We start from the raw sequence: 14097 nt of genomic DNA on the forward strand, positions 1-14097 counted from the left end.
TTACCGGGCGCGCCGCGCCAGAATGTCGCCAATCTGGCCCTGCGGCCGGGTGCGGGTCAAGGCCAGCAGCATCCCCAGCGCAATGCCGGAGGCAATCACCGAAGAGCCGCCATAAGACACGAAGGGCAGCGTCATCCCCTTGGCGGGCAGAAGGCGCACCGCCACCCCCATGTTGATGAAGGCCTGCACGCCAAAGGCGCAGGCGAGCCCCGCCCCCGCCAGCCGGGTGAAGGGATCGCGCTCTTTCATCAGCCGGATCAGCGAGCGGGCGACCACGGTGGCGTAGAGCGCCATGATGATCAGCACGAGAATGAGGCCATATTCCTCGGCGGCCACCGCGATGATGAAATCGGTATGCGCATCGGGCAGCGACCATTTCACCGTGCCTTCGCCGACGCCCACGCCAAAGAAGCCACCCTCTTGAATGGCATTGGTCGCATAGCCGATCTGGGTGCGCGGGTCGATCTCGGCCGAGAGGAAGCCGTTGATCCGGCGGGCGAAATGCTCGGAGGAATTATAGGCGACAAAGCCGCCGAGCGTGGTCAGCCCGGCCAGAAAGGTCAGCAGCACCACCGGTGCGCCCGCGATGAAATACATCACCGCCCAGGAGAACAGCACCAGCGCCGCCTGACCAAAGTCAGGCTGGGTCGCCAGAAACAGCACCACCGTCACCGCGACGAAAAAGGAATAGAGCTTGCCCGGAGGCCCGCCGATCTCCTCGCCCGCCGCCATCAACCAGGCCGCCAGAATGACAAAACCGGGCTTGAGGAATTCCGAAGGCTGGAACGAGGCGAAACCGAACGAGAACCAACGCACCGCCCCTTTGCCGAAATCGGTGCCAAAGAAGGGCAGCATCATCAGCGCGAAGAAGAAAACGCCAAAGCCCAGCACGCCCAGACGGCGCACCTGCGCCGGGGTCAGCATCGAGGTGAGCATCATCACCAGCATCGCGACGCCACCGAAGAACGCCTGACGGGTCACGTAGTAGAACGGCGGCAGGCCGTTCTTTTCCGCCAGCGGCACTGACGCGGCCAGACCCAGCAGAATGCCCATGCCAAACAGGCCCAGAACGCAACTGAGCGACCATTTGTCGAGTGTCCGCCACCACCGGGGGAGTACAGGTTCACCTGCCCGAGCGGGCACGGTGCCAAAGACCATCTCTGTCATGGGATACCGCCGTCACTGCCTCAAGAAATCGCCCGTTTGCCGGGTCTGAGGAAAGACTACTCCTCTTGCGGCGGCGTTTCCAGCATTGAATGGCGCAGATCGGCTCACAGGAGCGGCAACAGCTGATATCTTAAGCATGTTTTCGCGCATCGGGGTTTCTCACGGGGTCTGTGATGCGGTCCTGCCCACCGTCTTCCGACCCTGCATTCTGGCCCCGCCTTCCGGGCCGGGCCTCACGCCCGCGCCACACGCGCCCGGTCCCGGCAAAGACCGGGGCCCCGGCCCTGCCCGCCGCCGAAGGCCCGCCAGCCCCTGCCCCGCGATGAGGCTTGGCGCGATGCGCAATGGGCCAGTCGCAATCCGGCCCCGACGCAGGTGTTTGCACCACAGGAGGGCCAGGCAGGAAGTTCGGCATCATAGGCGCGGGCATGGTCGGCGCATCAGGGTGGTGGCGATGCTGTGCAAAGGGTCTCCGAGGCAGAGGCCAGTGCCCTTGTCCGCTCGGCCAACGTCCTGCAACGGACCCTGGCCGAGCCCGGGTGGCGCTCAGCCCGGCAAGGCCGCCACCAGCTCCGCGAAATGCTCGCCGCGCTTCTCGAAATTGGGATACTGGTCGAAACTCGCCGCCGCCGGGGCCAACAGGACGGTATCGCCCGCCTCGGCCTCGGCCTGCGCACGCGCCACCGCGTCGGCCATGGTGGTGCAGATCTCATGCGGCAAGTCACCGAGTTCCAGCGCGAAATCCCGCGCGGAATGGCCGATGAGATAGGCCTTTTTCACCGAAAAAAGATGCGGCAGAAGCCCCGCAATGCCGCCCTCCTTGCCCAAGCCGCCTGCGATCCAGCGGATATTGCCGAAGGCCTGCAGGGCCTTGGCCGCACTGTCGACATTGGTCGCCTTGGAGTCATTCACATAGCGCACCCCCGCCTTTTCAGCGATGGTCTGGCTGCGGTGCGGCAGCCCCGCAAAGGTGTGAAAGGCCGCCTCAATCTCGCGCGGCGGCACACCGAGGGTGCGGCAGGCGGCATAGGCGGCGCAGGCGTTCTGGTGGTTATGCGCGCCGGGCAGGCCCTGAATGCCGCGCAGATCGATCGAGGCCACCTGCCGCCCCTTGCGCCATTCGGCGAGAAAGCCCTTGCGGGCAAAGACCGACCAGCCGAAATCGCCCAGTTTCTTGGCGGCGCTGATCCGGATCACCCGGTCATCCGCGCGCCCCATCGCCATCTGATTGGCGAGGAATACGCCCTCCGGCTCATCAATGCCGATCACCGCCCGATCCGGTCCGCCCTCGACAAACAGCCGCCGCTTGGCCGCGAAATAGCCGCCCATGCCGCCGTGCCGGTCGAGGTGATCGGGCGAGAGATTGGTGAACACCGCCACATCCGGGGTCAGCGAGCGCGCCAGATCGGTTTGGTAGGACGAGAGTTCGAGCACCACCACCTCGCCCTCGACCGCCGGGTCGATGTCGAGCACGCCGCGCCCGATATTGCCCGCCATCTGGCTGGGGCGGCCTGCGGCCAGCAGGATGTGGTGAATCAGCGCCGTGGTGGTCGATTTGCCGTTCGAACCGGTGACGGCGACGATGCGGGGGGTCTGCTCGAAATTGTCCCAATCGGCCTGCGCCCAGCTGCGGAAGAACAGGCCGATGTCATTGTCGACCGGCACCCCTTCGTTCATCGCACGGGCGATCAGCTTGTTCGGCGTGGGGTAGAGATGCGGGATGCCGGGGCTGACGATCAACGCCGCCACATCCGCCCAGGCATCGGCGCGGGTGAGGTCGTGGCACGTGAAACCGAGGGCCTCCGCCTTGGCGCGCGCCTCGGGGCTGTCGTCCCAGCACAAAGCCTCGGCACCGCCCGCGCGCAAAGCCGCTGCGGTGGCAAGCCCCGAGCGTCCCAGCCCCAGCACCGCCACCCGTAGCCCGTCATAGCCCTGAACCGGAATCATCGCGCCCCTCCGTGAATTGCGTGGCGACAATGGCCCGCGGCAACGCCCGCCGCAAGGTGGCGCCGCGGGGGGAGGGTGCCGAAGGGGGCTCTGCCCCCAGCCCGCCGCCGCCCCTCAACGGGGCGGCGGCGGGCTTCCCCCGAGGTAGTTGGACCAAGAAGAAAGCGCGAAGATCAGCGCAGTTTCAGGGTGGCGAGGCCGATCAGCGCGAGGATGAGGCTGATGATCCAGAAACGGATCACGATCTGCGGCTCGGCCCAGCCCTTTTTCTCAAAATGATGGTGGATCGGCGCCATCAGGAAGACGCGTTTGCCGGTGCGTTTGAAATAGAGCACCTGGATGATCACCGAGAGGGCTTCGACGACGAAAAGGCCGCCGACGATGGCCAGAACGATCTCGTGCTTGGTGCAGACGGCGATGGCACCGAGCGCGCCGCCCAGCGCGAGGCTGCCGGTGTCGCCCATGAAGACCGCGGCGGGCGGGGCATTGTACCACAAAAAGCCGAGGCCGCCGCCGATCAGCGCCGCGGTGAAGACCAGAATCTCGCCGGTGCCGGGCACGAAATGCACGCCAAGATAGGCGGAAAAGTCAGACCGGCCCACGACATAGGCGATGGCGCCCAAAGTGCCGCCCGCGATCATCACCGGGCCGATGGCAAGGCCGTCAAGCCCGTCGGTCAGGTTCACCGCATTGGCCGCGCCAACGATGACGATCATCGAGAAGGGGATGAAGAATATCCCCATGTTGATCAGCGCATCCTTGAACACCGGCAGCGCCAGTTGTCCGGTCAGCTCGGCCGGATGCACCCAGGCGGCAGCGGCGCCCGCGATGGCCGCAATCGCCAGACCGAGCAGGAACCGCACCCGGCTGGAAACGCCTTTGGTGTTTTGTTTTGTCACTTTGGCATAATCATCGGCAAAGCCGATCAGGCCAAAGCCATAGGTCACCCCCAGAACGATCCAGACATAGGGATTGTCGAGCCGCGCCCAGAGCAGGGTCGAGACCAGAATCGCCGAGAGGATCAGCAGCCCGCCCATCGTGGGGGTGCCGGCCTTGGCAAAGTGGCTTTCCGGTCCGTCAGTGCGGATCGGCTGGCCTTTCTTCTGCTTGCGCCGCAGGAGGTTGATCAGCGGGCGGCCAAAGATGAAACCAAAGATCAACGCGGTGAAAAACGCCGCACCCGCCCGGAAGGTGATGTAGCGGAACAGGTTGAACAGGTCGCCGCCATCTGAGAGTCCGGTGAGCCAATACAGCATTATATCGTTTCCTTTGCGGCCGTCGCGCCTTCGGCGCCCGACTGCCCGAGTTTGCGCAGAGCGTCAACCACAAGACTGACCTTCGACCCTTTCGAGCCCTTGACCAGCACGACATCGCCGGCATCGGCAAGTTGATGCGCATGCGCGGCCAGTTCCTTGGCCGTCTCGAACCATTGGCCCCGCTTTTCGCGCGGCAGCGCCTGCCAGAGCGCGCGCATCCGCGGCCCCGCGCAATGCACGATCGTCACCGGGGCCATGGCGGGCAGCGAGGCCACCGCCGCATGCAGCGCGGCCTCATCCGGGCCAAGTTCCAGCATATCGCCCAGAATGGCGACGCGGCGGCCCTTTTTGACCCGGCCCACCCCATCGCGCGGTTTCGCCGCGGCGAGCACTTCCAGCGCCGCCTCCATCGAGGCCGGATTGGCGTTGAAGGCATCGTCGAAAAGGTCAAAGCTCAGCCCGTCCTCGACGATATCGAGCTGGATGCGTTCGCGCGTGCCGCGCCCGGCGGGCGGCAGCCATTGGCCCATGTCGAGCGCGGCCACAGCCGGATCGGCCCCCACCGCTTCGGCCACCGCCAACACCCCCAGCGCGTTCATCGCAAAATGGCGGCCCGCCGAGCGCACCTTGAAGAGGAGCGGCTGGCCAAAGCGCGCGGCCTCGACGATCGTCACATCCTGCGTGATCGTCACCGTGCCCAGACGGAAATCGCACTCCTGCCCCGCCCCAAAACGCAGCACCTTGCCCGCGCGGGCGGCGGCGGACAGGGCCAGGATCGGGCTGACCGCCAGATCGGCGGGGATAACCGCGACGCCGCCCGGCTCAAGCCCTTCAAAGATCGCGGCTTTTTCATGCGCGATGCCTTCGACATTTTCAAAGGCCTCCAGATGCGCCGCCGCCACGGTGGTGATCATTGCCGCATCCGGCCGGGCCATTCTGGCCAAGGGTGCAATCTCGCCCGGATGGTTCATGCCGATCTCGATCACCGCGAAATCACAATCGGCGGGCATTCGCGCCAGCGTCAGCGGCACGCCCCAATGGTTGTTATAGCTGGCCTCGGCGGCATGAACGCTGCCCTGCGCGCCCAAAATCGCCCGCAGCATCTCTTTGCTCGAGGTTTTGCCGACCGAGCCGGTCACCGCGATCACTTTGGCGCGGGTGCGCGCGCGCCCCGCGATGCCCAGAGCCTCCAGCGCAGGCAGCACATCCGCCACGAGGAGCAGCGGATCGGCCTCCGAACAGCCCTCGGGGATGCGGCTGACCAGCGCGGCGGCGGCGCCTTTCTTCAGCGCCTCGGCCACGAAATCATGGCCATCGCGCTGATCCTTCAGCGCCACAAAAAGATCGCCCGGCTGGATGGCGCGGGTGTCGATGGAAATGCCGGTGATGGCGAAAGCGCGCGTTGCGCGACCGGCCGTCGCGGCCGCCGCCTCGTCAGAGGTCCAGAGAATGGTCATCAGATCTTCCCATCAAGCGCCGCAACCGCAACGCTGGCTTGTTCCACATCATCAAAGGGATAGATGTCGTCGCCGACGATCTGCCCCGTCTCATGCCCCTTGCCCGCGATCAGGAGCGCATCGCCCGGGCCCAAAGCATCCACGCCGCGCAGGATCGCCTCGGCGCGGTCGCCCACTTCGCAGGCGCCGGGCGCCGCGGCCATGATCGCGGCACGGATGCTGGCGGGATCTTCCGAGCGGGGATTGTCGTCGGTGACAAAGACCTGATCGGCATAGGCGGTGGCAGCAGCCCCCATCAGCGGACGCTTGCCGCGGTCACGGTCGCCGCCCGCCCCCATCACCACCACAAGGCGGCCCATCACATGCGGGCGCAGCGCCTTCAGCGCGGTTTCCACCGCATCGGGCGTATGGGCGTAATCAACGAACACCGCCGCGCCATTCTCGCGCGTCGCGGCGAGCTGCATGCGCCCGCGCACGGTGGTCAGTTTGGGCAGCACCGCAAAAACCGCCTCGGGATCGGCACCCGCGCCGATCACCAGCGCCGTCGCCATCATCACATTCGAGGCCTGAAAACCACCGATCAGCCCAAGGCGCACCATATGCACCTTGCCCAGCCAGGAGAACCGCAGATCCTGCCCGGTCGCGTCAAAACGCTGGCCGAGGATGCGCAGATCGGCATGGCTGTCGGCCCCGACCGCAATGACATCCGCGCCGCGATCCTGCGCGATATCGGCCATTTCCAGCCCGCGCGGATCGTCGATGTTGATCGCCGCCACCCCATCCTCGGGCAGCACGCGGTCAAAGAGCCCGGCCTTGGCGTGGAAATATTCCTCAAATGTCGCGTGATAATCGAGGTGATCCTGGGTGAAATTGGTGAAGCCCGCCGCCGCGATCCGCACACCATCCAGACGCCGCTGCGCCAGCCCGTGGCTTGAGGCCTCCATCGCCGCATGGGTCACCCCAGCCAGGGTCATCTCCGAGAGCAGGCGGTGCAGGGTGATCGGCTCGGGCGTTGTATGGCTCGAGGGGGCGGTGAAGGCCCCCTCCACCCCGGTGGTGCCAATATTCGCCGCCTCATGGCCAAGCGCCGCCCAGATCTGGCGGGTGAATGTGGCCACCGAGGTTTTGCCATTGGTGCCGGTCACCGCGACCACGGTCTCGGGCTGATGCTCGAACCAGAGCGCGGCGGCAAAGGCCAGGGCCTGCCGCGGATCCTCGGCCACGACCAGCGCGACCGATGTGTCTTTCAGCGCCAGACGCGCCGCCGCCTCACCGCTGCGGTCGGTCAGAATTGCACCCGCCCCCTGCGCCACCGCGGCGGGGATGAAATCAGACCCATGCGCGAGCGTGCCCGGCAGTGCCGCGAACAGATGCCCCGGTTGCACCCTTCGGCTGTCCACGGTGAGGCCGGTGACCCGCACATTGCCGCCCAAAGCTGCCGTCAGCCCCAGATCGGACAAGAATTTGCCGCGTTCAGTCATGGTACTATGCCCCGCGATATGGCCCGCCCGAATGGCCGGCTCAGTTGCCGACGAGTGTTAGTACATCCGTCACCTCGGGTTCAACCTCGGGACGCATCCCAAGCAGCGGTGCCACGCGGCGGATCACCTCGGCGGCGACCGGCACGGCGGTCCAGCCTGCGGTGCGGCGGTTCATCCCCGCGGCATAGGTCGTCGGCTCGTCCAGCGTCAGCACCAGCACATATTTGGGGTCAGAGGCCGGGAAAGTGCCCGCGAAAGTGGCGATCACCTTGTCCTTGTAGTAGCCGCCCGTCGGCTTGGTCTTGTCGGCAGAGCCGGTCTTGCCCGCCACCTGATAGCCCGCCACATCGCCGAATGAGGCGGTACCGCGGGTGACAACGGCCCGCATCATCGACAGGATCTGCCGGGTCACCTCGGGTTTGATCACCTGTTCGCCCGGTTGATGGCGGGGATCATGCAAGAGCGAGGGGGTAACCTTGCGCCCGCCATTGGCCACCGTGGCATAGGCCGCGGCCAGATGCAGCGGCGATGCGGAGAGGCCATGCCCATAGCCGATGGTCATCGCCGAGATCTCGGACCATTTTTGCGGCAGAATCGGGCGGCCGGTCGGCGCTTCGCCCAGTTCCACGCTGGTCGCCGTCATGAAACCCAGCTGTTCCAGAAAGGATTTTTGCCGATCGCCGCCAATCAGTTGCACGATATGCGCGGTGCCGACATTCGAGCTTTCCACGATCACATCGGTCACCGAGGCCGTCTTGCCCAGGCTGTGGGAATCATGGATGCGGAAGCGGCCATAGACCATCGGGCTGGCGGTGTTGATCATGGTTTCGGGCGTCACCAGCCCCAGCGTCAGCGCCTGCGCCACCGCGAAAATCTTGAAGGTCGAGCCGAGTTCATAGACCCCCTGCACCGCGCGATTGAACAGAACGCTGTCCGAGGCATCGCCCTTGGTCAGCGGCGCCGGGCGGTCATTGGGGTCGAAATCCGGCAGGCTGGCCATCGAGACGATTTCGCCGGTATGAACATCCATCAGGATCGCGGCAGCGCCTTTGGCATTCATCAGCTTCATGCCCCCCGCGAGGATCTCTTCCATCGCGGATTGCACGGTGAGGTCGATCGACAATTGCAGCGGCGCGCCACCATTGGCGGGATCGCGCAGCCAGCCGTCAAAGGCCTTTTCCACGCCCGCCACGCCCACGATCTCGGCGGAATCCACGCCCTCACGGCCAAAGCTCGCACCGCCCATGATATGCGCGGCCAGTGACCCGTTAGGATAAAGGCGCATTTCGCGCGGGCCAAACAACAGGCCCGGATCGCCGATGTCATGCACGGCCTGCATCTGCTCGGGCGAGATTTTCTTTTTGATCCAGAGGAACTTGCGCGTGCCGGTGAAGTCTTTGGTCAGCCGGGCCACGTCCAGATCGGGAAAGATCTTGCCCAGCTCGCCCGCCACCCGCTCGGGGTCGATCATCAGTTTCGGCTGCGCATAGAGCGAATGCGTCACCAGATTGGTGGCGAGAATCCGCCCCTTGCGGTCAACGATATCGGCGCGCTGCGCCATGATCGGGCTGCCCGCTTCCGCCACTTCCGGCTCTTGCGGCGCGACGGCGGCCAGCGTGCCCATACGGACGCCCACCGTGGCGAAGGCACCGATGAACAGAACCGCCATCATCAGCAGCCGCGTCTCGGCGCGGGCGCGCGACTTGTCGCGCATCACCTCATGCCGCTGGCGCTTGTTCTCGCGCTCGATCACATCGGGATTTTCGCCTTTAGAGCGGGCGTCCAGAATACGGGCCAAGGGGCGCAGGGGGGTGCGGATCATGGCTGGCTCTCCGGCTGCGGGGCACTGACATCAACGGCATTCATCGCGGTCTGATCGACGGCGGGCGGATAGGTCACCTGCGACACGGCGCCGAATTGCTCGGGCGCCAGCGGCAAAAGCGCCAGCCGCTCAAAGTTCAGGTTCACCAATTCGCGCAGACGGTCCGGGCGGTTCTGATAGGCCCATTCGGCGTTCAGCACGCTCAGCCCCTCGCGCAGCGAGGAAATCTCGCTTTGGGTGCGGCGCATCTGGCTGATCGCCGCCTGCGTGGTGTAATTCTCGCGGTAGGCCCAGAAGGCCAGCCCCATCACCGCCATCGCGGTCAGAAGATACATCAGACTGCGCATCAGAAATCTCCCTTCAGAACCGGGGCGGGCAGCCCCAGGGTCGCCCGGTCGGCCCGGCCTGCCGGCGCATCGGTCCGCCGCGCCACGCGCAGCTTGGCCGAGCGGGCCCGCGGGTTGACCGCCAATTCTTCCTCATCCGGCGCCACCGCCTTGCGGGTGACCAGCGTGAAGGCCGGGGTCACCTCGGCGCGCATCGGCGCATAGCGGCTGCCCTGCGCCTCCTGCCCGGCGCGAGCCTGCAAAAAGCGTTTCACCACCCGGTCTTCCAGCGAATGGAAGGTCACCACCGCCAGCTGCCCGCCGGGTTTCAGCGCGCGTTCGGCGGCCTCAAGCCCTTCGATCAGCTGGCCGAATTCATCGTTCACCCAGATGCGGATCGCCTGAAAACTGCGGGTGGCCGGATGGCTCTGCCCCGGTTTCGGCCGCGGCAGGCAACGCTCGACCGCCTTCACCAGCTGGAACGTCGTCTCAAACGGCTGCACCGCGCGCAGTTCCACGATCTTGCGGGCAATGCGCCGCGCCGCACGCTCTTCGCCGTAGTGGAAAAGGATATCGGCAATCGTGCCCTCTTCGGCGCTGTTCAGCAGATCCGCGGCCGAGGGCCCCTTGTCCGACATCCGCATGTCCAGCGGTCCGTCGCGCATGAAGGAAAAACCGCGTTCGGCCATGTCGAGCTGCATCGAGCTGACCCCAAGGTCGAGCACGACACCGTCGAGCCCCTCGGGGCAGATTTCCGCCGCATAATCATCCAGATGCGAAAAGGTCCCCTCGACCAGCCGCAGCCGGTCGCCATAGGCCCCGGCCCAATCCGCGGCCATGCGGAACACCATCGGATCGCGGTCCACCCCGATCACCAGATCGGCGCCCTCGGCCAACAGACCCCGGCTGTAGCCGCCTGCCCCGAAGGTGCCGTCGAGCCAGGCGCCGGAAATCGAAGCACCCGCCTGCGCATCCCCAGAGACGCGCGCGACCGCCTTTAACAGCGGCCGCAACAGAACGGGGACATGGGGGGCATTGTCCGGCAGATTTTCCGGTGCAGTCTCGGGGGTATCGGTCATGCGGAGGCCCTTCCCCGGCTGGGCAGATGGCTGCGTGGGTCAAAATCATCCGGATATTGTTCGGCAATCTTGCGCACACGACCGCCCGCCTCGCTGGCATAGGTCTCAGGCTTCCAGATCTTGAAATAGTCCCCGGCCGAGATGAAGAAGGCTTCATTCTCAAGGCCGATCTTGTCGCGCAGTTTCTGCGGCAGCACAAGGCGGCCGTCATCGTCGATCTGCGCCTCCAGCGACTGACCGTACATCAGCTCTTCGAGCCAAAGACGCTCGGGCGAGCCGCGCTGCATGTCTTCGATTTGTTCGTCAATCTCTTCAACGGCTTTCATCGTGTAGACCTCAAGCCATTCCTGGCGAGGTCCGCCGTAGACGACAACGATATTGGGGCGGTTGCCGGGCACCCAGTCAGGGTCGCAGGCCTCGATGACACGACGGAAGGCAGCCGGAATGGAGACGCGGCCTTTGGCGTCCACCTTGAATGTTTCCGACCCTCTGAACCTGCGTGCCACTGGCGCGCTCCTGTTCGCTCACCGTCCCGCGCCCCCGAGGGGGCCTTGAATGCGAAACGGCGGATTGGGCTGCTGCCACAGTCCCAATCCGCCGCCCTCGTCCCATTTCTGGGCCCCCTTTTCGGGGGTATGTCCGACTACGCGCGCCATCTGGGGGGATGTCTGCTCGCTCGCGCGCCGGATCTCTCTTTTTCGTGAAGCGGGTGCCTGTATGAAACCTGCTAATTTCGCCTTCGAGGTCTTGCTGCCTCGTGAGCCCGTCTTCTCGATGACCAAGGGATGCCATGGGATTTCATGGGAGACAACGGGCTTTTTTGGCCGGGGCGCGCAGATTTGGTATTGCGGCCCTTTGGGACTCAAGGAATTGTGGCGAAATTCCGGCAAATTTGGCGCAGGGGTAGAGTCACAGGCCGCGAGCACCACCAGATATAGTCAAGCGCCGCGGGTGAAGATTTTTTCCCACAAAATCCCAGACGGGCACCAACTTCGGTTTTTCCAACCCGATCGTGGCGCGAAAGCCACAGGTGGTTCGGGGTGTCCCGCCGAATCCGACCCCGAATCTCCGGATCACGGCGCGGTGATTCGGCGTGATCGCGCCTCAAGCGCGCCGCAAGCGGCGATATCGCCCGCGCACTCCCTGCCGCGTCCCATGAAATCCCATGCAACGACCCGGCGGCCATCGGCGTCCCATGAAATCCCAGCGCGCGCCGAAATTGCCCCGCGTCCCACGCCACCATGCCAGGAAAGGCCGGATTGCCGCAGATCATCGGCCCCACCGCCCGCCGCACCCCTACCTGACAGGCCCTGATCCGGCCTCTGCTCGGTTCCGGGCATCAAAAAGCCCGGCGGATCGCGCCGCCGGGCCAGATCTTGCGGTCACATGTGGGCGCTCAGGACTCAGGCGACGCCCTGCGCCACCAGCCGTGCCGCCAGCGCGGCATAGGCGTCGGAAATCGGCCCCTCGCCCGCGGCAATCGGCGTGCCACCATCGCCCGCCAGCCGCACCGACAGATCCAGCGGCAGTTCGCCCAGGAACGGCAGGCCCAGTTTTTCCGCCTCGCCCCCCACACCGCCATGGCCGAACAGATGCGCCTCATGGCCGCAGTTGGGGCATATGTATGTAGACATGTTTTCGATGAGACCCAGCACCGGCACTTTCAGCCGCGCGAACATGTCCAGCGCGCGGCGCGCATCCAGCAGCGCCACATCCTGCGGGGTGGAGACCACGATGGCCCCCGCCAGCGGCGTCTTTTGCGCCAGCGTAAGCTGCACATCGCCCGTGCCCGGCGGCAGGTCGATGATCAGCACATCCAGCACGCCCCAGTCGACCTGATAGAGCAGCTGCTGGATCGCCCCCATCAGCATCGGGCCGCGCCAGACCACCGCCTCTTCCTCTTTCAGCATGAAGCCCACCGACATCACGGTGACCCCATGCGCCACCAGCGGGATGATCGTCTTGCCATCCGGCGAGGCGGGGCGTTTGTTCACCCCCATCATCCGCGGCTGGCTCGGCCCATAGATGTCGGCGTCCAGAAGGCCCACCTTGCGCCCCGCCCGCGCCAGCGCCACTGCGAGGTTCGAGGCGACGGTGGATTTGCCCACCCCGCCCTTGCCCGAGCCGACGGCGATGATCTGCTTGACGCCCGGCACCGGCTTGGGCCCCGCCTGCGGCGTCGGATGGCCGCCGAATTTCACCGGCGCGGTATTGCCGCCGGGGCCGGGTGCCGGGGTCGCCACCCCGATATGCACCTCGCTCACCCCGTCCAGCACCCGCACGGCCTGTTCAGCGGCGGGTTTCAGCCCCTCCAACACCGAAGCGGCGGCCGCATTCTCGGCTTCCAGCACGAAACGCACCTTTCCGCCGTCGATTCCCATCGCCCGCACCAGATCGCGGGCCACAATCGACTCGCCCCCGGGCAACAAGACCCGCGACAAGGCGGCCAGCACGGCCTCTTTCGTAATGCTCATGTCATACCTTTGTGGTTATGCAGCCTGTTGCACCGGCCCGAATGTGCCGTTTTCGGCGCGAAGAGCAAGCTTTCACACTGTTAGCGCCCAAACTTTACGCATCGCGCGCCAAAGCTGCTAAAAATACGTCAGCAAACGTTATGCATTTTCCGCATGGCAGCATTGACCACCCAAGGGATTGTGCAGTCGCAGCATAAGGCGCAAATTACCTTCAACAGCGAACAGAATGATCGCACCGAAACACAGCCGCGAAAAGGGCCTCCCCCCGGATCGCACCGACGATAAGGCAGAATAACATGGCACTCGCTCAAAACATCCGCACCGCAGAAGTTGGCTTTGCAGACCGTCTGATGGCTCTGGTGACCCGCATCGGTGAGGCCCGCGCCCGTCGCGCCGTCTACACCCAGACCCTTCGCGAACTGAACGCCCTGACCACCCGCGAGCTGAACGACCTCGGCATCAGCCGCTCGATGATCACCCGCGTGGCGCAAGACGCCGCCTACGGCAACTAATTCTCTTCCTGAGGCTCCTCCTCCTCCCTGAGCCTCAGAAATTGGCGGCACCCTCCTCCTCCTCCCTGAGGGTGCCGCCACCAGAAACCGGATCGTAAGATCCACGTTATACGATGGTCCCACCTCCTCCCTGGGGTCACGTAGCTCGGCGGCGCTCTCCTCCTCCTCCCTGAGGGCGCCGCCACAGAATTCGGGCCGAAACGCCCAAACAAGACGCGAAAGGCCCCTCCTCCTCCCTGGGCCGATCGTCATAGGCGGTGCCTTCCTCCTCCTCCCTGAGGGCACCGCCGAACCCACACCGGGCTGAACGCCCAAGCCATGCGAAGGCCTCCTCCTCCTCCCTGAGGTCTCGTATTCGGCGGTACTCTCCTCCTCCTCCCTGAGGGTACCGCCACCCCATTCCGGGCCCCGATGGCCCAAACGAGACGCGAAAGGCCCCTCCTCCTCCCTGGGCCGATCGTCATAGGTGCTGCTCTCCTCCTCCTCCCTGAGGGCAGCACCGAACCCACACCGGGCTGAACGCCCAAGCCATGCGAAGGCCTCCTCCTCCTCCCTGAGGTCTCGTATTCGGCGGTA

At 65.4% G+C, this 14097-nt stretch carries 11 protein-coding genes; 1 reads left to right on the forward strand and 10 read right to left on the reverse strand.

The features are described 5' to 3' along the window. From ACEN2S_RS11875 to ACEN2S_RS11920, 10 genes are all read right to left on the reverse strand, one after another. Positions 1 to 1167 (reverse strand): peptidoglycan glycosyltransferase FtsW, encoded by a 1167-nt coding sequence (locus ACEN2S_RS11875; protein WP_441866364.1) that lies wholly within the window; start codon positions 1165 to 1167, stop codon positions 1 to 3. Between the two features lie 546 nt (positions 1168 to 1713). Next, positions 1714 to 3114: a UDP-N-acetylmuramoyl-L-alanine--D-glutamate ligase gene (murD, locus tag ACEN2S_RS11880; RefSeq protein WP_441866365.1), complete on the reverse strand. Its 1401-nt coding sequence runs from the start codon at positions 3112 to 3114 to the stop codon at positions 1714 to 1716. A gap of 173 nt (positions 3115 to 3287) precedes the next feature. After that, positions 3288 to 4370, reverse strand: a complete 1083-nt coding sequence (mraY, locus tag ACEN2S_RS11885; protein ID WP_441866366.1) for a phospho-N-acetylmuramoyl-pentapeptide-transferase — start codon at positions 4368 to 4370, stop codon at positions 3288 to 3290. Further along, positions 4370 to 5827 (reverse strand): UDP-N-acetylmuramoyl-tripeptide--D-alanyl-D-alanine ligase, encoded by a 1458-nt coding sequence (locus tag ACEN2S_RS11890; RefSeq protein WP_441866367.1) that lies wholly within the window; start codon positions 5825 to 5827, stop codon positions 4370 to 4372. The genes mraY and ACEN2S_RS11890 overlap by 1 nt, the downstream gene beginning before the upstream one ends. After that, positions 5827 to 7308 carry a UDP-N-acetylmuramoyl-L-alanyl-D-glutamate--2,6-diaminopimelate ligase gene (locus tag ACEN2S_RS11895; protein ID WP_441866368.1) on the reverse strand — a complete coding sequence of 494 codons (1482 nt, stop codon included), beginning with the start codon at positions 7306 to 7308 and terminating at the stop codon, positions 5827 to 5829. The genes ACEN2S_RS11890 and ACEN2S_RS11895 overlap by 1 nt, the downstream gene beginning before the upstream one ends. A gap of 40 nt (positions 7309 to 7348) precedes the next feature. Further along, positions 7349 to 9130 (reverse strand): peptidoglycan D,D-transpeptidase FtsI family protein, encoded by a 1782-nt coding sequence (locus tag ACEN2S_RS11900; protein WP_441866369.1) that lies wholly within the window; start codon positions 9128 to 9130, stop codon positions 7349 to 7351. After that, positions 9127 to 9477: a cell division protein FtsL gene (gene ftsL, locus ACEN2S_RS11905; protein WP_441866370.1), complete on the reverse strand. Its 351-nt coding sequence runs from the start codon at positions 9475 to 9477 to the stop codon at positions 9127 to 9129. The genes ACEN2S_RS11900 and ftsL overlap by 4 nt, the downstream gene beginning before the upstream one ends. After that, positions 9477 to 10535, reverse strand: a complete 1059-nt coding sequence (gene rsmH, locus ACEN2S_RS11910; RefSeq protein ID WP_441866371.1) for a 16S rRNA (cytosine(1402)-N(4))-methyltransferase RsmH — start codon at positions 10533 to 10535, stop codon at positions 9477 to 9479. The genes ftsL and rsmH overlap by 1 nt, the downstream gene beginning before the upstream one ends. After that, positions 10532 to 11041 (reverse strand): division/cell wall cluster transcriptional repressor MraZ, encoded by a 510-nt coding sequence (gene mraZ / locus ACEN2S_RS11915; protein ID WP_441866372.1) that lies wholly within the window; start codon positions 11039 to 11041, stop codon positions 10532 to 10534. Before mraZ ends, rsmH begins: the two co-directional genes overlap by 4 nt. Before the next feature lie 897 nt (positions 11042 to 11938). Next, complete coding sequence (locus ACEN2S_RS11920; RefSeq protein WP_441866373.1) at positions 11939 to 13009, reverse strand: Mrp/NBP35 family ATP-binding protein; 1071 nt, start codon at positions 13007 to 13009, stop codon at positions 11939 to 11941. 296 nt (positions 13010 to 13305) lie between these two features. Between ACEN2S_RS11920 and ACEN2S_RS11925 the strand changes: the two genes are divergently transcribed. Next, complete coding sequence (locus ACEN2S_RS11925; RefSeq protein WP_441866374.1) at positions 13306 to 13521, forward strand: DUF1127 domain-containing protein; 216 nt, start codon at positions 13306 to 13308, stop codon at positions 13519 to 13521. Positions 13522 to 14097: the final 576 nt, after the last annotated feature.

This window comes from Phaeovulum sp. W22_SRMD_FR3 (assembly GCF_052113705.1).
Taxonomy (GTDB): Bacteria; Pseudomonadota; Alphaproteobacteria; order Rhodobacterales; family Rhodobacteraceae; genus JBGQOG01.

Excerpts from the sequence above, each read along its gene's own strand:
- ACEN2S_RS11875 (WP_441866364.1), bottom strand. The coding sequence starts at position 1,167 with ATGACAGAGATGGTCTTTGGCACCGTGCCCGCTCGGGCAGGTGAACCT.
- murD (WP_441866365.1), bottom strand. The coding sequence starts at position 3,114 with ATGATTCCGGTTCAGGGCTATGACGGGCTACGGGTGGCGGTGCTGGGG.
- mraY (WP_441866366.1), bottom strand. The coding sequence starts at position 4,370 with ATGCTGTATTGGCTCACCGGACTCTCAGATGGCGGCGACCTGTTCAAC.
- ACEN2S_RS11890 (WP_441866367.1), bottom strand. The coding sequence starts at position 5,827 with ATGACCATTCTCTGGACCTCTGACGAGGCGGCGGCCGCGACGGCCGGT.
- ACEN2S_RS11895 (WP_441866368.1), bottom strand. The coding sequence starts at position 7,308 with ATGACTGAACGCGGCAAATTCTTGTCCGATCTGGGGCTGACGGCAGCT.
- ACEN2S_RS11900 (WP_441866369.1), bottom strand. The coding sequence starts at position 9,130 with ATGATCCGCACCCCCCTGCGCCCCTTGGCCCGTATTCTGGACGCCCGC.
- ftsL (WP_441866370.1), bottom strand. The coding sequence starts at position 9,477 with ATGCGCAGTCTGATGTATCTTCTGACCGCGATGGCGGTGATGGGGCTG.
- rsmH (WP_441866371.1), bottom strand. The coding sequence starts at position 10,535 with ATGACCGATACCCCCGAGACTGCACCGGAAAATCTGCCGGACAATGCC.
- ACEN2S_RS11920 (WP_441866373.1), bottom strand. The coding sequence starts at position 13,009 with ATGAGCATTACGAAAGAGGCCGTGCTGGCCGCCTTGTCGCGGGTCTTG.
- ACEN2S_RS11925 (WP_441866374.1), top strand. The coding sequence starts at position 13,306 with ATGGCACTCGCTCAAAACATCCGCACCGCAGAAGTTGGCTTTGCAGAC.